Consider the following 20,117-nt stretch of genomic DNA (forward strand, 5'->3'; position numbering starts at 1 on the left):
CCGCTGACCGAGTTGCACTCACGCGCGAGAACGAACCGATGCAAGTCCATGACGAAATGCGCGACGAGGGCGCGGTGCGCCCGCACTACGAACGCTTCCAGCAGTGGCTGGAGAGGCAGACTGGCGAGACGATGGCGCGCAAGCGCGCCGAGGCGGACCTGTTGTTCAGGCGGGTCGGCATCACGTTCGCGGTGAACGGCGACCTCTCCGGCACCGAACGGCTCATTCCCTTCGACCTCATTCCACGCATCATTCCCGCAGACGAATGGGTTCTGCTCGAGCGCGGACTGCGCCAGCGCGTGCAGGCGCTAAATCTGTTCCTGCACGACGTCTATCACGAGCGCAACATCGTGCGCGCCGGCGTGATTCCGGCCGAGCAGGTCTACACCAATGCGCAGTACCGGCCGGAGATGCAGGGCATCGACCTGCCGCTGGGCGTGTATGCGCATATCGCGGGCATCGACATCGTGCGCGATGGGCGCGACGGCGCGTTCTACGTGCTCGAAGACAATTTGCGCGTGCCCTCCGGCGTCTCGTACATGCTCGAGAACCGCAAGATGATGATGCGGCTCTTTCCTGAGTTGTTCGTTCAGCACAAGGTGGCGCCGGTCGCGCATTATCCCGATCTGCTGCTCGATACGCTGCGCTCGGTGGCCCCCGAAGGCGTGGACGATCCGACCGTCGTGCTGCTCACGCCCGGCATGTACAACTCCGCGTATTTCGAGCATACGTTTCTCGCGCAGCAAATGGGCGTCGAGCTGGTGGAGGGCAAGGATCTATTCGTAGAGGATAACTACGTATTCATGCGCACGACGCAAGGGCCGCGTCGCGTAGACGTGATCTACCGGCGTGTGGACGACGATTTTCTCGATCCCCTGGCGTTTCGCCCCGACTCCGCGCTCGGCGTGCCGGGGCTGCTCACGGCCTACCGCGCGGGCCGCGTCGTACTCGCCAATGCGATGGGCACGGGCGTGGCAGACGACAAGTCGATCTATCCGTATGTGCCCGACATGATCGAGTTCTATCTCGGCGAAAAGCCGATCCTGAAGAACGTGCCGACGTGGCAATGCCGCCGGCCCGACGATCTCGCCTGGACGCTCGAACATCTGCCGGATCTCGTCGTGAAAGAGGTGCACGGCGCCGGCGGCTACGGCATGCTGGTCGGTCCCGCTGCCACGCGCGAGGAAATCGAGGCGTTTCGCACCCGGCTGCTCGCGCGGCCAGGCAATTACATCGCGCAGCCCACGCTGTCGCTCTCCGCTTGCCCGACCTTCGTCGAAGCGGGCATCGCGCCGCGCCATATCGATTTGCGGCCCTTCGTGCTCTCCGGCAAGACGATCCAGATGGCGGCCGGCGGTCTCACGCGCGTGGCGCTCAAGGAGGGCTCGCTCGTCGTCAACTCGTCGCAGGGCGGCGGGACCAAGGACACATGGGTGCTCGAATGATTCCACTGGCCCTACCACACGCACACCAAGAGGTTCGACCATGCTGAGCCGCACCGCCGATCATCTGTTCTGGATGGCCCGCTACATGGAGCGCGCGGAGAATACCGCGCGCATGCTGGACATCAATCTGAAGGCGCTCCTGCTGCCCGGCAGCGCGGACGCCGAGGCGCGCACGCATCGCGCGATGCTGCGGATCTCGGAACTGGAGCCCGCCTTCGATGCGCGACACGAGGAAACGACCAGCAGCAACGTGCTCAAATTTCTCGTCGCGGACCCAACGAACCCGTCGAGCATCTACTCGTGCCTGCAGGCGACGCGCGAGAACGCGCGTGCGGTGCGCGGCACGCTCACCACGGAATGGTGGGAAACAATCAACGACACGTGGTTGCAATTCGTCGAGCTGTTGCGCGGCGGTGAGCTGGAAGCGCGTCCCGATGCGCTGTTCGAGTGGGTGAAGTTCCGCTCGCATCTGTCGCGCGGCGTGCGCCTTGGCACGGCGCTGCAGGACGACGCGCTCTTCTTCACGCAGCTCGGCACATTCCTCGAGCGCGCGGACAACACGGCCCGCATTCTCGACGTGCGTTTCGTCGACGTGGAAAACGCTGACTCGCGCTCGGCCGCGCGTCAGCTCGAGGACTTCTACTACTGGACCTCGATTCTCGGCTCGGTTTCCGCGCTCGAAATCTATCGCAAGGTTTACCGCGACGTGGTGACGCCCGCGCGCGTGGTGGAGCTGCTCATCCTCAACCAGCAAATGCCGCGCTCGCTGCTGGCGTCGCTGGATGGCGTCTGCACGAATCTCGCGATGCTGCGCACCGATGGCTCTCGCGAAGTGGAGCGTACTGCGGGCAAGCTGCGCGCCGAGCTGCTTTATGCGGACCTGCGGCAGATCTTCTCCCTTGGCGTGCATACGTTTCTTACGCAGTTTCTCGCGCGCGTGTACGAGCTGGGCAATCAGGTGGCGCGCACCTATCTGATGTTGCCGGTCGGTTAGCGCGATCCCGCGCTCATCGAACTCCCAATCGCCTCGATGGAGGATTGACGTCATGCAACTCGCGGTCCGGCACGACACGGTGTACCGCTACGAAGCGCCCGTGCATTATTCGATCCAGCAGTTGCGGCTGTCGCCGCTCACCACGCCCACGCAGATTGTCAAGCAATGGCAGGTCGAAGCGCCGGGCAAGCTCGACGCGTGCCGCGACGCCTACGGCAACGCGCTGATGACGCTGGTGCTCACGCGTCCGCACAAGGAAATTCGTCTGCGCGTGCGCGGCGAAGTCGAGACCGTGGCATTGCCCGATGGCCGGCTGCCCGAAGGCGAGGGCATGGTGCCGATGCACCATTTCACTTCGCCGACACGCCTCACCGAAGCCGACGAGGCACTCACGGAATTCGCGTTCAGCCTGCCGTCGCTGGACGACACCGCGGCCGTACTCGACGCGGCGTCGCGCATCACGGAGCGCGTGCGCTACGAATCCGGCGTCACGGATGTGACACACACCGCGGCGGACGCGCTGGCGCTCGGCCGTGGCGTGTGTCAGGACCATGCGCATGTGATGCTGGCGGTGTGCCGCGCGCGCGGCGTACCGGCGCGTTACGTGAGCGGATATATCGACCCCGGCGACGTACCCGAAATGGCGAGCCATGCATGGGTCGACGTGTGGCTCGACAACGGCTGGGTGACGGTGGACGTCACGCACGCATGTTTCGCAAGCGAAAAATATTGCCGGATCGCGGTGGGGCGCGACTATGACGCAGCCGCGCCGGTTCGCGGCCGCCGCGTGGGCGGCGCCGGTGAAACGCTCGATGTCAGCGTGCACGTGAGCGCGCAACAGTCGCAGCAATAGTTTTGCCGCTATAACAAAAAGAGCGGCGAGGTCAGGGAGGCGCATGACGTACTGTGTGGCAATGGCAGTGGATGAGGGGATCGTGTTTCTCGCGGACACGCGCACGAATGCGGGTGTCGATCACGTCAGCACGTCGCGCAAGATGGCCGTGTTCGAAGAGCCCGGCGAGCGTGTGCTCGTGCTGCTCGTCGCGGGCAATCTGGCTATCACGCAGGCGACGCTGCAGGTGCTGACCGAGCCGCAGGACGCGGGGCGCGCCACGCTCTGGAACGCGCCTTCCATGGTCGAGGCTGCGCGCGTGGTGGGCGAAGCCGTACGCGAGGTGCACCGGCGCGACGCGGAAGCGCTCAAGACCTTCAACGTCGACTTCAACTGCAGTTTCATTCTCGGCGGCCAGATCGGCGGCCATGCCATGCGGCTGTTCCAGATCTACGCGGCCGGCAATTTCATCGAGACGTCGAGCGTCAATCCGTATTTCCAGATCGGCGAATCGAAGTACGGCAAGCCGATCATCGACCGCGTGCTGACGCCGGGCACGCCGCTCGACGAGGCCGCGAAGTGCGCGCTCATCTCCATGGACTCGACGCTGCGCTCGAATCTCTCGGTTGGCCTGCCGCTCGACCTGCTCGTGTACGAGCGCGACGCGCTGCGTGTCACGCGATACGCGTCGCTCGATCAGTCGAATGCGTATTTCCAGATGATCCATTCGACGTGGGGCGAGCGGCTGCGTCAGGTCTTCGGTGAGATTCCCGATCCGCTCTGGACCGACGAAGGCGATGTGCCGCGCCACGAACGCGCGACGTTGCCCAGCGCCCCGCGCGCCGCGCATGAGGGGCACGCGAGCGAACCGCGTCCCGCGCAAACGCTCGCGCAAGCCCAGCCGCAAGGCGCCGCAAGCGCGCCGCGTATGCCGCGCGACGGTTAAAAGGGCGGCTCGAGCGCTTCGTTTTTGCCTGGCCAACTGCGGAACCGGTATCCTGCTGCGTAATATTCGCGGTACGCCGCGCGCAATGCGCGTCCCCTCGACAATGGAGGCAGGCTGATGAAGCAGAACGACGAACCCAGGAACGGGCGTCCCGAAGAACCTTCCATTCCCGCCGGTCCGGACGATCCCGCGCGCCGCCGTGTGCTCGGCGGGCTGGCGGCGGTTGGCGTGGGCCTCGCGCTGGGCGGCTGCGAGACGCCGGCGCAGAGTGCGGCGGGCGCGCCGCGCAGCGCTGCCGACGCGCGCGTCGATGCCGCGTTGCGCGACCAGGTGCGCCAGATCGTCGTGATCTACGCCGAGAATCGCAGCTTCGTCAATTTGTACGGCAACTATCCCGGCGTGCAGACGCCGCTCGCGAATGTGAGCGCCGAGCGCTACGCGCAGCTCGATCGCGACGGCAAGACGCCGTTGCCGCAGTTGCCGAAGATCTGGGGCGGCCTCGTGCCCCAGGCGCAGGAGCTGGATGGCAAGCGCTACATGATCGCGGAGCATCAGATCACGGGTCTGTCCAACCGTCCGTTCCGGATTGTGGATACGCACGGCAATCCGTTGCCGAACGGCATCATCACGCGCGACCTGATCCATCGCTTCTATCAGAACCAGATGCAGATCAATGCGGGGCGCAACGACCAGTTCGCCGCGTGGGGCGACTCGGGCGGCCTCGTCATGGGCTTCTACGAGAACTCCGCGCAGACGCTGCGGCTCTGGAATATCGCGCAGCAGTACACGCTCTGCGACAACTTCTTCATGGCCGCGTTCGGCGGTTCGTGGCTCAACCACATCTTCCTGATCTCCGCGCAGGTGCCGCAATACGCCGATATCCAGACGAGCGCCGCCAGGCATCTCGCCTCCGTCGTGGAGGGCGACGATCCCACCGGTACGCGCCTGAAGGTCGCGCCGAACTCGCCGGCCTCGGCGCTCGACGGGCCGCCGAAGTTCGTGAACGACGGCCTCTTCACGCCCGACGGCTACGCCGTCAACACGATGGCGCCGCCGTATCAGCCGAGCAACGTGCGCCCGTCGGAAGACGGCAACCCGGCGCTCGCCGATCCGGCCAATCCGCGCGTGCTGCGCCCGCAGACGTACGCGACGATCGGCGACCGGCTATCGGCGAAGGGCGTCGACTGGGCCTGGTACAGCGGCGCCTGGCAGTTTGCGCTGGACCATCAGGACACGGGCGCGGTGCCCGACTTCCAGTATCACCACCAGCCGTTCAACTACTTTGCCAACTTCGCGCCGGGCACGTCCGCACGCGCGCGCCACCTGCGCGATGCGGGCCTCGGCGACGATCCGTCGACCAACCGTCTGCTCGCGGATATCGACGCAGGGCGCTTGCCTGCCGTGACGTTCTACAAGCCGCAGGGCAACCTGAACATGCACGCCGGCTATGCGGACGTCGAGTCGGGCGACCGCCACATCACGACCGTGATCGAGCACATCCAGCGCGGCCCGCAATGGGCGAACACGATGGTCGTCGTGACGCACGACGAGAACGGCGGCTGGTGGGACCCGGTCGCGCCGCCCGTGGGCGACCGCTGGGGTCCGGGCTCGCGCATCCCGGCGCTCGTGATCGCGCCGTTCGCGAAGAAGGGCTACGTCGATCACACGTTCTACGACACGGTCTCGATCCTGCGCTTCATCAGCCGCGTGCATGGCCTCGCGCCGCTCGACGGCGTGGCCGCGCGCGATCAGACGTTCCTCTCGCGGGAGCAGACTCCGCCCGGCGATCTCACGGCGGCACTCGATCTGGCCTGAGTGCTGCACGCACGGATGCATCGAGGGAGAACGGGCGGCGGCCGTCGCGAAACGTTTGCGCCGCCGCCCCGGGTTGCCCATCCGGAACGCAATTTGATGCATCCACGACACAAGCGACGAACTCTCTATCCGATCAATGAGTTGGCGCGCTCGCCAGGCGGTTATCAACAGGTTTGTCACCAAAAACTGTGGACAACTTTGCTGCGCAAAAAACATGCATTTTTCATGTCGTTTGCGAGCTTCCCGTTTCCATTCAAGGACTTGATGCGGATGTCCAGAACTTGCTAACAGGGCTCTCAACAAAATCTGTGGAAAACCCTCCGCGCGTTTCCCCCAAAACGCCGCCGCTGCAACAAACGGCAACGCTGCGCACAATCCGAATCGCATCAAGCACTTGGTGCAGTCGTCCCAGGGTTACGCACAAGGCCGTCCCCCAAAGTTGTGGACAGCGCACCCAGATGTTGATCGCTGCGGGCTCAACCTTGCACAGTGTGGGAGTTCGGCCCGATAATCGCCGTCGATATGGCCGTCGCGTGACCGCGCGTGCACGGGCAACTCTCTTCTCGCCACTACCCGCCGCGCCGTGCTCAAAAACTCGCGCTTTGCCGGTCTTCTGCGTATTCCTGGTTTTCTGCCACTCGCCGGCGCCACCCTGATGCTCGGCGTGGCGATGTCCTTCACCGCGCCTTATCTCTCGCTCTTCGGCGTCGAGCGCGCCGGCATGACGCCGTTCCGGCTCGGTGTGTTCATGACCGCCATTGCCACGAGCGGCGTGATCGCGAGCACCGCGGCGGGCCGCTGGAGCGACGCCACCGGCAAGCACCGAACCCTGCTGCTCGTCTCGCTGTGTGCGGCCACGCTCGGCTATCTCTGCCTGTGCGTCGTGCGCGATTACCGGCTTCTGCTGCTTGTGGGCATTGCGTTCATCGGCGCGGGCGGTTGCGCGCTCTCGCTCGTGTTCTCGTTCAGCCGTGCGGCGCTGCCCGCGAGCGACGACGCCGAGCGGACCTTCGCGAGCGCGACGTTGCGCACGATCCTCTCCGCCGCGTGGGTGTTCGGGCCCGCGGTCGGCGCGCTCGTGCTGGCGGCCACGAACTTCTACGGGCTCTTCCTGTTCGCGGCGGCGAGCTTCGCCGCTTGCGGCACGATCGTCTGGCGCATGCGCGAGCCGCGCCATGACGAACACGCCACGCAGCATCTGATGGCGCGTCCCACCGCCGGCGAAGTCGCGCAGGAGATCGATGCTCAGAGCGAGGCGCAGTACGAGGGCCAACCGCTCACGCAGGCCGAAGTGCAGCCGGGTGCGCCACGCGACCCCGCAACGCTTCCGGCGGCTAAGGCAACGGCACAAGCGAAGGTCAGAGCGGCGCGCGCGCCGGTGCCCGCCGCCGAGGGTTCGCAGAAAGACATCATGCGCGCGATCGTTGCGCTCACACTCATCGGCCTGGCCGCCAATGCGACGATGATCGTGCTGCCGCTCTACATCGTCCATGGCATGCAGGGCACGCGCATCGACGTGTCGATCATGCTCGGCCTCGGCGCGCTCATGGAGATACCGATGATGCTCGCGCTCGGCGCGCGCGCCTCGGTGCTGGACAAGTCATGGTGGCTGGCCGCCTGCGCCGTGGTGCATGCCGTCTACTTCGTCGCGATGTCGCTGGCGCCGGGCGTGCACGCGCTGATCCCGATGCAGATCCTCAACGCCTTCGTGGTGGCCGTTACGTCGTGTCTCGGCATGACGTTCGTGCAGGATCTGATGCCGTCGTCGCCGGGGCGCGCAACGGCGCTGTTCTTCAACGCGTCGCGGCTCGGCTCGATACTGTCGGGCGTGCTTTCCGGCATGCTCGTGCAGGCGTTCGGCTATCGCGGCACGTTTCTTGTTTGCGGCGCGCTCGCGCTGTGCGCGCTGGTGCTGTTCGCCGTACCCGGCGAGCAGTATCCGAAGATGGCGCGTGCCGTGCGGCGTTATCTGCGTGAGCGTTCAGGCAAGCGGGATTGATTCATGCCGTGCGGCCCAGTCAGTGCCTGTGTCAGTGCATGTAGGTGACGCGCCGCGAGCGGTCGCTCAACCGCACGCCCGCGTCGAGCAGCGCGATGGCGAACCAGCGCGCGGTCTTGAGCATGCCGCTCACGCTCGGCATCGGCAGCCAGTCGTTGAGCAGTTGCACGGCGGCCTCGCTGCGCGTGGACTGCAGGAGCGCGATCACCTGCAGCAGCGAGCCTTCGTCCTTCGCGAGTTCGGAGGCGCAGCGGCAGCGCGTATCGAGCGGGCGGCACGAGGCGCGGCACAGGGTGCCCATCAGCAGATCGAAGTAGCCGAAGCCTTCGCCGCCGAGCCCCGCGTCGGCGAGCACGCCGCGCCAGCTTTCGGCCTTGCCGTAGGCGTCGCAATGCGGTCGCAGCCAGGTGCGCACGGCGCGCAGGACGGTCTGCTCGGCGGTGTCGGGATGATGGACGAAGGTGTCGTCGATCAGCGTGTCATTTCTCGCGAAAGGGGTGGTGTAGTTCATGGAGCCTCCGGTCCCGCACAAATCATTCGGGTGGTGCCGGGTCGTCCGGCATGGGCTGTATTCTGGGACAAATGGTGGCTAAATGCAAATGATTCTCATTTGTAAAAATGAGCCGCTGCGCAAAGGCGGCCTCGCACACCCAGTAAGGGACTGTTCCATCCAGCGCCCTTAATTGCGGGGACACAAGCCGTTAAAGTGCCGGCCATGCGTGTTCCAGTGTTCTGGCGCAACGTGAGAGTTGGCCCCGGCCCCATGAAGGCCGGGGCTTTTTTTTGCACCGCGCAAGGGCGCGCGGGGCGGGCCTGGCACGCGTTCTGGAGGGCGCCGGGGACCTGACTTCGATGCATAAGTCATTGAACCGAAAGAAACAAGTAAGGTATTATTTCGGCCGCGCAGCGTGACAGCGTGCCGCGCGTCATGGCGCCCAGAAGGTCGAAAGCGCTGCTTTCGCGATCAAAAATGGGTGGTAACAGCCCGTTTGTTGTTTTTTCTCTTAGTACGTTCTTGAATAAAAACAATGACTTGCGTCAATCTTAGATCCGGCCCGTGTTGTTGCGCTGCAAAACTTCCGTATTCCGTTTACCCTCGTTAACCCTTGAACGTGTGTTGCATTTCGCCTCGTCGCTGACAAATACATTACAGCCAGCCTGGTTCGATTTTCACCCCGCGTCAATCTTTCAAGTTGCTTGCGTACCTGAACGTGCGCCGTGGAAGCTATTTGCTCCGCATTTTTGAGGTCCTGTTGAAATGCAATCCGTTCCATTCCTGAGTCTGGCGATCTGGATTCCCATCCTGTTCGGCGTGGCCGTGCTGCGCCTCGGGTCGGATCGTCATCCGCAGCGTGCCCGTTGGCTGTCGCTGGTTGGCGCCGTCGTCGGTCTGCTGCTGACCCTCCCGCTCATCGCCGGCTTCGACAACCACGCGGCCGGCATGCAGTTCGTCGAATTCCGCGACTGGCTGCCTGAGTTCGGCGTGGCGTGGCGACTCGGGATCGATGGTATTTCGATGTGGCTCGTGGTGCTCACCGCGTTCACGACGCTCGTGATCGTGATCGCTTCGTGGGAATCGATCACGGTGCGCGTCGCCCAGTACTTCGGCGCGTTCCTGATTCTCTCGGGCCTGATGGTCGGCACCTTCGCCGCGACCGACGGCATGCTGTTCTTCGTGTTCTTCGAAGCCACGCTGATCCCGCTGTACCTGTTGATCGGCACGTGGGGCAATGCCCGCCGCACCTACGCCGCGGTCAAGTTCTTCTTCTTCTCGCTCGCCGGCTCGCTGCTGATGCTGGTGTCGATGCTGTACCTCTACAGCCAGTCGCACACCTTCGACATGTCGGTGTGGCACAACCTCCCGCTCGGCTTTATCCCGCAGATCCTCGTGTTCATCGGCTTCTTCGCGGCCTTCGCGGTGAAGGTCCCGATGTGGCCGTTTCACACGTGGCTGCCCGACGTCCACCTCGAAGCGCCGACCGGCGCGACCGTGATGCTGGCCATGCTGAAGCTCGGCGGCTACGGCTTCCTGCGTTTCACGCTGCCGATCACGCCCGACGCTGCGCACTTCTTCGCGCCGGCGATCATCACGCTCTCGCTCGTGGCCGTGGTCTACTCGAGCCTGCTCGCGCTCGCGCAGACCGACATGACCAAGCTGCTCGCGTACTCGACGGTCGCCCACATGGGTCTCGTCACGCTGGGCCTCTTCCTCTTCAACCAGATCGGCACCGAAGGCGCGATCGTGCAGATGATCTCGTACGGTTTCGTTTCGGGCGCGATGCTGCTCTCGATCGGCGTGCTGTTCGACCGCACGAAAACGCGCACGATCTCGGCTTACGGCGGCGTCGTCAACGTGATGCCGCGCTACGCCACCTTCATGATGCTGTTCTGCATGGCCAACCTCGGCCTGCCGGGCACGTCGGGCTTCGTGGGCGAGTTCATGGTCATCATGGGCGCGATCCGCGTGAACTTCTGGGTCGGCGCGATCGCCGCGACGACCGTCATTCTGAGCGCGGCGTACACCCTGTGGATGTACAAGCGCGTGATCTTCGGCGCTGTGGCGAACAAGGGCGTTGCGAAGCTGGCCGACATCGGCCGCCGCGAAACGCTGATCTTCGCTTCGCTCGCAGCGTTCGTGCTGGCAATCGGCCTCTACCCGAAGCCGATGACCGACGCGATCGAACTGTCGGCGGCGAACCTCGTCACCCAGGCCGGTCGCAACAAGCAACCCGTCGGCGAAGCAGCGCCTGCTGACGCAGTGCGAGCTGGCACGGACGTTCGTGCTCAGCACTCGCCGACGTGATCACTGAAGATTGACGGCGCAACCAACGCGCCGCATCGCCTCCGGGCGCTGCGGCGCGTTGTTGCGTCCAACGGTTTTCGAATTTTGAGATTCGAGAAGTAGCCGCGGCGGGCCGCTGTCAAGGGCAGAGCAGGGCGCGACGTGCGTGTGTTTCCGAGGCGCGACAAACCTCGCGAACACATGCGACAAAGTGTCTCAATCTTCTTTTGACAAAGGTCATTTTCCACATTCATTGATTGCGAAATATCAAAGCGGCTGTATGATGCGGGCGCGCTTCCTTTGTCGGATGTCAGGGGACGCGTCCGGAACTATTCAATGAATGAATTTCAGGCAAACGTGATGAAAAGAACGACCTTTCAAAGGTTACTGCTTCCCATCAGCGCCGGATTGGCCTTGTGTCTTTCCGGATGCAACATGGAGCTCCTTGACCCCAAGGGAAGTGTGGGCGTGGCGGAAAAGCAGCTGATTGCGACCTCCACATGGGCCATGCTGATTGTTGTGATCCCCGTGATCGTCCTGACGCTGTGGTTTGCGTACCGCTACCGCGCGTCGAATCGTAGCGCCACGTACGACCCGAAGTGGTCGCATTCGACGGCGATCGAAGTCGTCGTCTGGACCATTCCGACACTGATCATTCTGTTCCTCGCCGTGCTCACGTGGAAGACCACGCACGAGCTCGACCCCTACAAGCCGCTCGAATCGAACGTCAAGCCGATCAACGTCGAAGTTGTCGCGCTCGACTGGAAGTGGCTGTTCATCTACCCCGATCTCGGTATCGCGACGGTGAACCAGCTGGCCGTGCCCGTTGGCACGCCGGTGAACTTCAGCATCACGTCGGATTCGGTGATGAACTCGTTCTTCATCCCGCAGCTTGGCACCCAGGTTTACGCGATGGCCGGCATGCAGACGCGTCTGCACCTGATCGCCGACCACGCTGGCGACTACGCCGGCCTCTCGGCGAACTTCAGCGGCAAGGGCTTCTCGGACATGAAGTTCCGCACCCTCGCCACCAGCCAGCAAGACTTCGACGCGTGGGTCCAGAAGGTGAAGGCGTCGCAGACGCAGCTTTCGATGGATCAATACGCGACGGTCGCACAGCCGAGCGAGAAGGCTCCGGTGGAGTACTTCTCGACGGTCGACCCGAAGCTCTTCAACAACATCATCGCGAAGTACAACAACGGCCACGTCACGAATTTCAGTGACCCGTCGTGCGTGACCAAGGGGTAAACCAGGCATGTTCGGAAAACTTACACTGGACGCCATTCCGTATCACGAGCCGATTATTCTCGGCACGATGATCGGTATGGCCGTCATCGGCGCATTCGTGCTCGGTGGCATCACTTACCTCGGTAAGTGGAAATATCTGTGGACGGAGTGGCTGACGAGCGTCGACCACAAGCGTCTGGGCGTGATGTACATCGTGCTCGCCCTCATCATGCTGCTGCGCGGCTTCGCCGACGCGATCATGATGCGTACCCAGCTTGCGCTTGCGTACAACGCGCCGGGCTACCTCCCGCCGCACCACTACGACCAGATCTTCACGGCTCACGGCGTGATCATGATCTTCTTCATGGCCATGGCTTTCATGGTTGGCCTGATGAACATCATCGTTCCGCTGCAGATCGGCGCACGCGACGTCGCGTTCCCGTTCCTGAACTCGCTGTCGTTCTGGATGACCGCAGTCGGTGCCATCCTGCTGATGATCTCGCTCGTCGTGGGTGAGTTCGCAATGACGGGTTGGCTCGCGTATCCGCCGCTTTCGGAGCTTGCGTACAGTCCAGGGGTAGGGGTGGATTACTACCTGTGGGCGCTGCAGATCTCCGGTGTCGGCACGCTGCTGACCGGCGTGAACTTCTTCGTCACCATCATCAAGATGCGTGCCCCCGGCATGACGATGATGAAGATGCCGGTGTTCACGTGGACGGCACTGTGCACGAACGTGCTGATCATGGCCGCGTTCCCGATCCTGACGGTGACGCTCGCGCTGCTCGGCCTCGACCGCTACATCGGCACGCACTTCTTCACGAATGACGGCGGCGGCAACGCCATGCTGTACCTGAACCTGATCTGGGCCTGGGGTCACCCTGAGGTGTACATCCTGATCCTGCCGGCGTTCGGTATCTTCTCGGAAGTTGTCGCGACGTATGCCAGGAAGCCGCTGTTCGGCTACAAGGCAATGGTCTACGCGACCTGCGCGATCATGGTTCTGGCGTTCGTCGTGTGGCTGCACCACTTCTTCACGATGGGTTCGGGCGCCGATGTGAACGCGTTCTTCGGTATCGCCACGATGATCATTTCGATCCCGACGGGCGTGAAGATCTTCAACTGGCTGTTCACGATCTACCGCGGCCGCCTCGAGTTCAACTCGGCGGTGCTGTGGACGATCGGCTTCATGGTCACCTTCACCATCGGCGGCATGACCGGCGTGATGATGGCGATCCCGGGTGCGGACTTCGTGCTCCACAACTCGCTGTTCCTGATCGCGCACTTCCACAACGTGATCATCGGCGGTGTGGTGTTCGGCTATCTCGCCGGCATGAACTACTGGTTCCCGAAGGCGTTCGGCTTCAAGCTCAACGAAAAGCTCGGCAAGCGCGCGTTCTGGTTCTGGCTCTCGGGCTTCTATGTCGCCTTCACGCCGCTGTACGTGCTGGGCTTCATGGGCGCAACCCGCCGTCTGAACCACTACGACAATCCGGCATGGCATCCGTGGATGATCATCGCGTGGGTTGGCGCCGTGCTCGTGGCAATCGGTATCGCACATCAGCTGCTGCAGCTGTACGTCTCGATCCGCGACCGCAACCTGCCGGAAAACCGCGACTTGACGGGCGATCCGTGGGGTGGCCGTACGCTGGAGTGGGCGATCTCGTCGCCGCCGCCGTCGTATAACTTCGCGATCATTCCGCACGTGAGCGAACTCGACGAGTTCCAGCACCTGAAGGACACCGGCCGCGAAACCGTGGACGTCGCGAACACGAAGTACACCGACATCCACATGCCCTCGAACACGAGCGCGGGTCTGTTCATCGGTCTCTTCAGTCTGGTGCTCGGCTTTGCTGGCATCTGGCACATCTGGTGGCTCATGATCGTTGGTTTCGTCGGCATTGTCGGCACGGCCATCGCATACAGCTTCCAGAAGAACGAAGGCTATTACATCCCGGCCGCCAAGGTCCGGGCCGACGAAGAAGCGCGTAGCCGCGCACTGGTCAAGGCGTTCGAAGACAAGCAACGCCGCGGCAAGGTTGAAGCAGCACTGGAGGCCAACTGATGTTGACGAAAACTAGTGCGGCCGCACTCGCGGAGCACGATCACCACGATCACCCGCCGTCACACTCGGTGTTCGGCTTCTGGCTGTACCTGATGACGGACTGCATTCTGTTCGGCTCGCTGTTCGCAGTGTTCGCCGTGATGCAGAACCAGTTCGCAGGCGGCCCGACGGGCAAGGACCTGTTCGACATTCAGGGCGTGGCCATGGAAACGGCAGTGCTGCTGCTGTCGTCCATCACGTACGGTTTCGCGATGATCGGCGCGCACAAGCAGCGCAAGGGTCAAGTGTTCTTCTGGCTGGCGATCACCTTCCTGCTCGGCGCAACGTTCCTGTATTTCGAATTGCATGAATTCGCGAACATGATCGCCGAGGGCAACGGCCCGCAACGCAGCGCGTTCCTCTCGTCGTTCTTCACGCTGGTTGCCACCCACGGTATCCACGTGACGATGGGCATGATCTGGATGGTCGTCCTGATGGTTCAGGCCTTGAAGGCGCCGGTTCTGGGCGAGCGTGAAATTCGCCGCCTGACCTGCCTGAGCCTTTTCTGGCACTTTCTGGACATCGTCTGGATCTGCGTGTTCTCCTTTGTCTATCTTGCGAGCGTGATCTAAATGAGTGCTCATCCTATCCATGAAGAAGAAAGCCACGGCAGCGTAGGCAGCTACCTGGTTGGTTTCGTCCTGGCGGTGGTGCTCACGGCCGCTTCGTTCTGGCTCGTGCTGCATGGCGGCTTTTCGCGCGAAACCGCGCTGCTCGGCCTCGCCGTGCTGGCAGTCGTGCAGATCCTGGTTCACCTCGTGTTCTTCCTGCACATGAACACGTCGTCGGGCCAGCGCTGGAACGTGACGGCATTTGGCTTCACGGTGTTGACGGTCCTGATCGTGGTCGTCGGCACGCTGTGGGTCATGCACAACGTCAGCATGAACATGATGTCGCGTTAAGCGTTCATCGTTGCTGGGCATGCGCTTCGCCCGCTGCGGGTGAAGCGCAAAAGAAAAACGCCGCCAGGCCTTCAGGCCGGCGGCGTTTCTATTTTTGCGGCCCGATGTGCGCTTATGCGCCGAAGCGCTGACGCACGACTTCCGCGACGGCTTTGCCGAGCCGGTGGTGTTGCGAGGCGTCGTAGTGAATGCCGTCGGTGGGGCTAACAGTGGCGAATTCGCCGGCGTCGAGAAACGCCGAGCCGTATTTGACGGCTACGCGCTCATAGAGCGGCGCAAGCAGGCGCGATTTCGCGGCGCCCCCCGTGAAGATATCGCCGAGAAAGCCAATCTCTTCGATCGGCACCGGCGACATGAGCAGCACATGCGGCGTCGAGCCGCCCGGACCCGCGCGGCACGCGACGAGCGTTTCGAGCAGCACATCGACCGAGTTCGCAATGTCGGTGGGCGTGACGGAAAAGCGTGTCTTGAGGTCGTTGGTGCCGAGCATCAGCGCGACCACATCGACGGGCAACTGGCTTTCGAGGCATGGGCGCAGATAGGCGAGACCGTTCTTGTGCCGGCCTTCGATGGGATCGTCGTGAACCGTGGTGCGCGCGGGCAGGCCTTCCTCGATGATCGCCCAGCCCGGCCCCAGCGCCTCGCGCAGCACGCCGGGCCAGCGGTCGGCGGGGCCGAATCGCTCGGACACACCGGGCACGGTCAGCGGCTTCGTGCCGTGCGTATTGGAATCGCCGTAACAGAGCAGGGTGCGTGACGTCATGGGTTGCCTCTTCCTGGTTACTGGTTAGCTGGTTGCGGGGTGCGATGCAATGCCATTACTCATCGTGGGAGATTACTAGACGACTGGTCTAATCGCTCTGTACCATGTCACCTCATGAATGCAGCGGCAGCCGTCGAAGTGCGGCAACACATCCTCGATACCGCCATGCCCATTCTGCTGGGCAAGGGCTTTTCCGCAGTCGGTCTCAATGAGATCCTCGCGGCCGCCGGTGTGCCTAAAGGGTCGTTCTATCACTATTTCGGCTCGAAGGAAGCGTTCGGCGAGGCCTTGCTCACGTCGTATTTCGACGAGTATGCGGAGCGTCTCGACGATCTGCTGGTGCGGGCGCCGGGCACGGCGGCCGAGAAGCTGATGCGCTACTGGGACGAGTGGCGCCTGATCCAGTGCGCCGACGATCCCGTAGGCAAATGTCTCGCGGTGAAGCTGGGCGCGGAGGTGAGCGACCTTTCCGAGGCGATGCGCGAGGCGCTGCGTCTTGGCACCGATGCGACGATCTCGCGCATTGCTGCGTGCCTCGAAGCAGGGCGCGTGGATGGCTCGCTCGCAGGTGTAAAGGACGCCGCGACCATGGCGGTGACGCTCTACGAACTCTGGCTCGGCGCGACGCTGCTCGAGAAGATCCACCGCGACCGCAAGCCGCTCGACGCGGCTATGGCGACCACGCGCATCCTGTTGAACCTGCCTCCGGGCAACTAACCGAACGCGAAGCCGCGGCGGCGTGTGAAGTGCGCGCGATTGTCGCGTTTTGCGCAGAAGTACTAGACGACCGGTCTAATAGAGCATGAAGAGACTGGTTTCCGAAGGGCGTGCGAGCGCCCGAACCTAACGCAAAAAAGGAACGCCGATGAAGGTACTGATCGTTTTGACCTCGCACGAGGACCTCGGCAACACGGGCAAGAAGACGGGTTTCTGGCTCGAGGAGTTCGCCGCGCCGTACTACGCGCTGCGCGACGCGGGCGCTGAGCTCACGCTCGCATCGCCGAAGGGCGGCCAGCCGCCGCTCGATCCGAAGAGCAGCGATCCCTCTGCGCAGACCGATGCGACACGGCGGTTCGCATCCGATAGCGTGGCGCAAACGGCGCTAGCCAGTACGAAACGTCTCGCCGAGATCGACGCGAGCGCGTTCGACGCCGTCTTCTATCCGGGCGGCCACGGCCCGCTCTGGGACCTGGCCGAAGATCCGGTTTCGATCGCGTTGATCGAAAAGACGATCGCCGCGGGCAAGCCTGTCGCTGCCGTCTGCCATGCGCCGGGCGTGCTGCGTCACGTGAAGGGGGCGGACGGCAAACCGCTCGTGGCCGGCAAGGCGGTCACCGGTTTTTCGAATGACGAAGAAGCCGCCGTGCAGTTGACGGACGTCGTGCCGTTCCTCGTCGAGGACATGCTGAAGGCCAACGGCGGCCAGTACTCGAAGGCCGCCGACTGGCAGCCGCATGTCGCAACCGACGGCCTGCTCATCACGGGCCAGAACCCGGCTTCGTCGGAGCCGGTTGCCGAAGCCCTGCTCGCGGCGCTGCGACGCGCTTGATGTTGCGCGAACGCGCCCGTCTTTGGCGAGCGCGTTCGCTTCCCTCGATTTCCTTTCGGCAACGCTGCGAGGCGCGCTCGCAGCGCGTGCGCGGCTGCGCGTTGCCGCAAGGGAAATCCCGCTTTTGCCAACCGGCGCAGGTGCCGCGCGACGCGCGACCCGTGCCAGGAAAGGAGCTGTAGATGTCCGCATTGTTCGAACCGCTCAAGCTCAAGGGCGTGTCCCTGCGCAACCGCATCGCCGTGCCGCCGATGTGCCAGTACATGGCCGTCGATGGCGTGATCAACGACTGGCACCACGTCCACTACGCGCAAATCGCGCGCGGCGGCGCGGGTCTCGTGATCGTCGAGGCGACGGCGGTTTCGCCCGAAGGCCGCATCACGCCGGGCTGCACGGGCCTGTGGAACGACGCGCAGACGGAGGCGTTCAAGCCCACCGTCGCGGCGATCAAGGCAGCGGGCGCCGTGCCCGGCATCCAGATTGCGCACGCGGGGCGCAAAGCGAGCGCGAACCGCCCGTGGGAAGGCGACGACCACATCGCCGAAGGCGACGCGCGCGGCTGGCAGACCATCGCGCCCTCGGCAACGGCGTTCGGCGCGCATCTGCCGAAGGTGCCGATGGCGATGACGATCGACGACATCGCGCGCGTGCGCGAGGACTTCGTGGCCGCGGCGAAGCGCGCGCTCGAAGCCGGCTTCGAATGGCTCGAACTGCACTTTGCGCACGGCTATCTCGGCCAGAGCTTTTTCTCGACGCATTCGAACCAGCGCGACGATATCTATGGCGGCAGCCTCGAGAACCGCAGCCGTTTCCTGCTGGAAACGCTGGCCGCGGTGCGCAAGGTCTGGCCGGAGCATCTGCCGCTGACGGCGCGCTTTGGCGTGATCGAGTACGATGGCCGCGACGAGGAGACGCTCGCCGAATCGATCGAACTGGCCAAGGGCCTCAAGCGCGAAGGCCTCGACATGCTGGGTGTGAGCGTCGGTTTCTCGACGCCCGCCGCGCAGATTCCGTGGGCGCCCGCGTTCCTTGCGCCGATCGCACAAAAGGTGCGTCGCGCAAGCGGTCTGCCGGTGTCGTCGGCATGGGGTATCGGCACGCCGGAACTGGCCGAGCGCTCGGTGGCGAAGGAGCAACTCGATATCGTGATGGTCGGGCGCGCGCATCTCGCGAATCCGCACTGGCCGTATTTCGCGGCTCAGGAACTGGGTGTCGAACGCGCCGCATGGACCTTGCCGGCGCCTTACGCGCACTGGCTCGAGCGCTACAAGGTCGGCTGAAATGTGCCGACCGGTTCAACCGTTGACGATGAGGGAATACCGATGACCGTCTATCTATTCGCGAGCATTACGCCCAAGCCCGAGCATGTCGCCGAAGTGGAGACGCTGATGCGCGATATGGTTTCGCACACGCGCAAGGAGCCGGGCAACTTGCGCTACGACCTGCTGCGCCGCGCCGATGGTGCGCCGGGCTTTTACCTTTACGAGACCTATGTCGACGAGGCCGCGGTGCAGGCGCATCGCGAAAGCGCACACTTCGTGGCATACCGCGCGAAGATCGGTGCGTGGGTGACGGAGTCGCCCGAAGTGAAGCTGCTGAAGGGCGTGGACGTCGCGGACTGAGGCCGCCCTTCTTGCCGCAATCGTTGCGGCGATCCATTGACGCGCCGGATATCGCTTCGCAGCGGTGTCCGGCGCGTTTTTCATTGAGCGGCCGCGCGCCGCCTAGCCCGCCATATCGAGCACGACGCGGCCTTCGATCGCGCCGCGCTCCATGCGCGCGAACACGTCGTTGATGTTCTCCAGTTTTTCCGTGGAGACGGTCGCCTTGACCTTGCCTTCCTGCGCGAACATCAGCGACTCTTCGAGATCGAGCCGTGTGCCGACGATCGAGCCGCGCACCGTCACGCCGCCCAGCACCATGTCGAAGATCGGCAGCGGAAAGTCACCGGGCGGCAGGCCGTTCAGCGACACCGTGCCGCCCCGGCGCACCATGCCAAGCGCCTGCGAAAACGCAACGGGCGAGACCGCGGTCACGAGCACGCCGTGCGCGCCGCCAATCTCCTTCTTCAGATACGCCGCGGGGTCGGTGGTTTTCGCGTTGACCGTCACGGTCGCGCCGAGGCGTTTCGCCAGTTCGAGTTTCGTATCGTCGACATCGACGGCTGCGACGTTGAGCCCCATCGCGCGCGCGTATTGCACGGCCATGTGGCCGAGGCCGCCCACGCCGGAAATCACCACCCAGTTGCCAGGGCGCGTGTCGGTGACTTTCAGGCCCTTGTAGACCGTCACGCCCGCGCAGAGCACGGGTGCGATTTCGATGAAGTCGATATTTTTCGGCAGCAGGCCGACGTAATTCGCGTCGGCTTTCGCGTATTGCGCGAAGCCGCCATTGGCCGAATAGCCGGTGTTCTGCTGCTGCTCGCAAAGCGTTTCCCAGCCGCCGAGGCAATGTTCGCAATGGCCGCATGCCGAGTACAGCCACGGAATGCCCACGCGATCGCCTTCCTTCACGTGCGTGACGCCCGCGCCCACACCCACCACATAGCCGACGCCCTCGTGACCGGGAATGAACGGTGGCTGCGGCTTCACGGGCCAGTCGCCGTGCGCGGCGTGCAGGTCCGTGTGGCACACGCCGCAGGCTTCGATTTTCACCAGCAGCTCGCCTGGCCCCGGAGTGGGGACGGTCACTTCCTCCAGCACGAGGGGTTTGCCAAATGCGCGGACTACCGCGGCTTGCATCGTCTTGCTCATCGTCGGGCT

18 protein-coding genes are annotated in these 20,117 nt (G+C 63.8%); 15 read left to right on the forward strand and 3 right to left on the reverse strand.

Features of this window, described 5'->3' with window-relative positions; translation table 11 throughout:
• Nucleotides 1–38 precede the first annotated feature (38 nt).
• The 6 genes from ACOJB8_RS32065 to ACOJB8_RS32090 all read left to right on the forward strand — a co-directional run bounded on the left by ACOJB8_RS32065 (nt 39) and on the right by ACOJB8_RS32090 (nt 8,031).
• Nucleotides 39–1,445, forward strand: coding sequence for a circularly permuted type 2 ATP-grasp protein (locus ACOJB8_RS32065; protein ID WP_069267481.1), 1,407 nt, complete (start codon nt 39–41; stop codon nt 1,443–1,445).
• A 40-nt stretch (nt 1,446–1,485) separates the two neighbouring features.
• Nucleotides 1,486–2,439: an alpha-E domain-containing protein gene (locus ACOJB8_RS32070; protein ID WP_069267349.1), complete on the forward strand. Its 954-nt coding sequence runs from the start codon at nt 1,486–1,488 to the stop codon at nt 2,437–2,439.
• Between the two features lie 52 nt (nt 2,440–2,491).
• The gene (locus ACOJB8_RS32075; RefSeq protein ID WP_069267350.1) at nt 2,492–3,292 is read left to right on the forward strand and encodes a transglutaminase family protein; all 801 of its coding nucleotides are present in this window, start codon (nt 2,492–2,494) and stop codon (nt 3,290–3,292) included.
• A 43-nt stretch (nt 3,293–3,335) separates the two neighbouring features.
• Entirely contained in the window at nt 3,336–4,217 is an 882-nt protein-coding gene (locus ACOJB8_RS32080) for a proteasome-type protease (RefSeq protein ID WP_342946342.1), read from the forward strand.
• A 117-nt stretch (nt 4,218–4,334) separates the two neighbouring features.
• Nucleotides 4,335–6,032 (forward strand): acid phosphatase, encoded by a 1,698-nt coding sequence (locus ACOJB8_RS32085; RefSeq protein ID WP_475016155.1) that lies wholly within the window; start codon nt 4,335–4,337, stop codon nt 6,030–6,032.
• 583 nt (nt 6,033–6,615) lie between these two features.
• A complete protein-coding gene (locus tag ACOJB8_RS32090) occupies nt 6,616–8,031 on the forward strand; it encodes a sugar efflux transporter (protein ID WP_475016157.1) in 1,416 nt (471 codons plus the stop codon).
• A 31-nt stretch (nt 8,032–8,062) separates the two neighbouring features.
• Here the strand turns inward: ACOJB8_RS32090 and ACOJB8_RS32095 are convergent, their stop codons facing one another.
• Complete coding sequence (locus ACOJB8_RS32095; protein ID WP_069267354.1) at nt 8,063–8,542, reverse strand: hypothetical protein; 480 nt, start codon at nt 8,540–8,542, stop codon at nt 8,063–8,065.
• A 747-nt stretch (nt 8,543–9,289) separates the two neighbouring features.
• Between ACOJB8_RS32095 and ACOJB8_RS32100 the strand changes: the two genes are divergently transcribed.
• The 5 genes from ACOJB8_RS32100 (at nt 9,290) to cyoD (ending at nt 15,043) form a co-directional block, all read left to right on the forward strand.
• The gene (locus tag ACOJB8_RS32100) at nt 9,290–10,834 is read left to right on the forward strand and encodes an NADH-quinone oxidoreductase subunit M (protein ID WP_475016159.1); all 1,545 of its coding nucleotides are present in this window, start codon (nt 9,290–9,292) and stop codon (nt 10,832–10,834) included.
• 339 nt (nt 10,835–11,173) lie between these two features.
• On the forward strand, nt 11,174–12,061 hold the full coding sequence (cyoA, locus tag ACOJB8_RS32105; protein ID WP_069267482.1) for a ubiquinol oxidase subunit II: 888 nt from the start codon (nt 11,174–11,176) through the stop codon (nt 12,059–12,061).
• Between the two features lie 7 nt (nt 12,062–12,068).
• On the forward strand, nt 12,069–14,102 hold the full coding sequence (gene cyoB, locus ACOJB8_RS32110) for a cytochrome o ubiquinol oxidase subunit I (protein WP_475016161.1): 2,034 nt from the start codon (nt 12,069–12,071) through the stop codon (nt 14,100–14,102).
• Nucleotides 14,102–14,713 (forward strand): cytochrome o ubiquinol oxidase subunit III, encoded by a 612-nt coding sequence (gene cyoC / locus ACOJB8_RS32115; protein ID WP_475016163.1) that lies wholly within the window; start codon nt 14,102–14,104, stop codon nt 14,711–14,713. The genes cyoB and cyoC overlap by 1 nt, the downstream gene beginning before the upstream one ends.
• Nucleotides 14,714–15,043 carry a cytochrome o ubiquinol oxidase subunit IV gene (gene cyoD / locus ACOJB8_RS32120; protein WP_069267358.1) on the forward strand — a complete coding sequence of 110 codons (330 nt, stop codon included), beginning with the start codon at nt 14,714–14,716 and terminating at the stop codon, nt 15,041–15,043.
• A 112-nt stretch (nt 15,044–15,155) separates the two neighbouring features.
• On the opposite strand, the gene ACOJB8_RS32125 is transcribed toward cyoD, so the two are convergent.
• The gene (locus ACOJB8_RS32125; RefSeq protein ID WP_475016165.1) at nt 15,156–15,806 is read right to left on the reverse strand and encodes an SGNH/GDSL hydrolase family protein; all 651 of its coding nucleotides are present in this window, start codon (nt 15,804–15,806) and stop codon (nt 15,156–15,158) included.
• Nucleotides 15,807–15,920: 114 nt separating this feature from the next.
• Between ACOJB8_RS32125 and ACOJB8_RS32130 the strand changes: the two genes are divergently transcribed.
• From ACOJB8_RS32130 to ACOJB8_RS32145, 4 genes are all read left to right on the forward strand, one after another.
• Nucleotides 15,921–16,523: a TetR/AcrR family transcriptional regulator gene (locus ACOJB8_RS32130; RefSeq protein WP_475016167.1), complete on the forward strand. Its 603-nt coding sequence runs from the start codon at nt 15,921–15,923 to the stop codon at nt 16,521–16,523.
• A gap of 148 nt (nt 16,524–16,671) precedes the next feature.
• A complete protein-coding gene (locus ACOJB8_RS32135) occupies nt 16,672–17,355 on the forward strand; it encodes a type 1 glutamine amidotransferase domain-containing protein (RefSeq protein ID WP_406952336.1) in 684 nt (227 codons plus the stop codon).
• 182 nt (nt 17,356–17,537) lie between these two features.
• A complete protein-coding gene (locus ACOJB8_RS32140; RefSeq protein ID WP_475016169.1) occupies nt 17,538–18,635 on the forward strand; it encodes an NADH:flavin oxidoreductase/NADH oxidase in 1,098 nt (365 codons plus the stop codon).
• Between the two features lie 42 nt (nt 18,636–18,677).
• Nucleotides 18,678–18,977 (forward strand): putative quinol monooxygenase, encoded by a 300-nt coding sequence (locus ACOJB8_RS32145; protein WP_475016171.1) that lies wholly within the window; start codon nt 18,678–18,680, stop codon nt 18,975–18,977.
• 102 nt (nt 18,978–19,079) lie between these two features.
• Here the strand turns inward: ACOJB8_RS32145 and adhP are convergent, their stop codons facing one another.
• Nucleotides 19,080–20,108 carry an alcohol dehydrogenase AdhP gene (gene adhP, locus ACOJB8_RS32150; RefSeq protein ID WP_475016173.1) on the reverse strand — a complete coding sequence of 343 codons (1,029 nt, stop codon included), beginning with the start codon at nt 20,106–20,108 and terminating at the stop codon, nt 19,080–19,082.
• Between the last annotated feature and the right edge of the window lie 9 nt (nt 20,109–20,117).

Source organism: Paraburkholderia sp. BR10141 (genome assembly GCF_056155635.1).

Coding starts and splice junctions, on each gene's coding strand:
- ACOJB8_RS32065 (WP_069267481.1), top strand. CDS start 39: ATGCAAGTCCATGACGAAATGCGCGACGAGGGCGCGGTGCGCCCGCAC.
- ACOJB8_RS32070 (WP_069267349.1), top strand. CDS start 1,486: ATGCTGAGCCGCACCGCCGATCATCTGTTCTGGATGGCCCGCTACATG.
- ACOJB8_RS32075 (WP_069267350.1), top strand. CDS start 2,492: ATGCAACTCGCGGTCCGGCACGACACGGTGTACCGCTACGAAGCGCCC.
- ACOJB8_RS32080 (WP_342946342.1), top strand. CDS start 3,336: ATGACGTACTGTGTGGCAATGGCAGTGGATGAGGGGATCGTGTTTCTC.
- ACOJB8_RS32085 (WP_475016155.1), top strand. CDS start 4,335: ATGAAGCAGAACGACGAACCCAGGAACGGGCGTCCCGAAGAACCTTCC.
- ACOJB8_RS32095 (WP_069267354.1), bottom strand. CDS start 8,542: ATGAACTACACCACCCCTTTCGCGAGAAATGACACGCTGATCGACGAC.
- ACOJB8_RS32100 (WP_475016159.1), top strand. CDS start 9,290: ATGCAATCCGTTCCATTCCTGAGTCTGGCGATCTGGATTCCCATCCTG.
- cyoA (WP_069267482.1), top strand. CDS start 11,174: ATGAAAAGAACGACCTTTCAAAGGTTACTGCTTCCCATCAGCGCCGGA.
- cyoB (WP_475016161.1), top strand. CDS start 12,069: ATGTTCGGAAAACTTACACTGGACGCCATTCCGTATCACGAGCCGATT.
- cyoC (WP_475016163.1), top strand. CDS start 14,102: ATGTTGACGAAAACTAGTGCGGCCGCACTCGCGGAGCACGATCACCAC.
- cyoD (WP_069267358.1), top strand. CDS start 14,714: ATGAGTGCTCATCCTATCCATGAAGAAGAAAGCCACGGCAGCGTAGGC.
- ACOJB8_RS32125 (WP_475016165.1), bottom strand. CDS start 15,806: ATGACGTCACGCACCCTGCTCTGTTACGGCGATTCCAATACGCACGGC.
- ACOJB8_RS32130 (WP_475016167.1), top strand. CDS start 15,921: ATGAATGCAGCGGCAGCCGTCGAAGTGCGGCAACACATCCTCGATACC.
- ACOJB8_RS32135 (WP_406952336.1), top strand. CDS start 16,672: ATGAAGGTACTGATCGTTTTGACCTCGCACGAGGACCTCGGCAACACG.
- ACOJB8_RS32140 (WP_475016169.1), top strand. CDS start 17,538: ATGTCCGCATTGTTCGAACCGCTCAAGCTCAAGGGCGTGTCCCTGCGC.
- ACOJB8_RS32145 (WP_475016171.1), top strand. CDS start 18,678: ATGACCGTCTATCTATTCGCGAGCATTACGCCCAAGCCCGAGCATGTC.
- adhP (WP_475016173.1), bottom strand. CDS start 20,108: ATGAGCAAGACGATGCAAGCCGCGGTAGTCCGCGCATTTGGCAAACCC.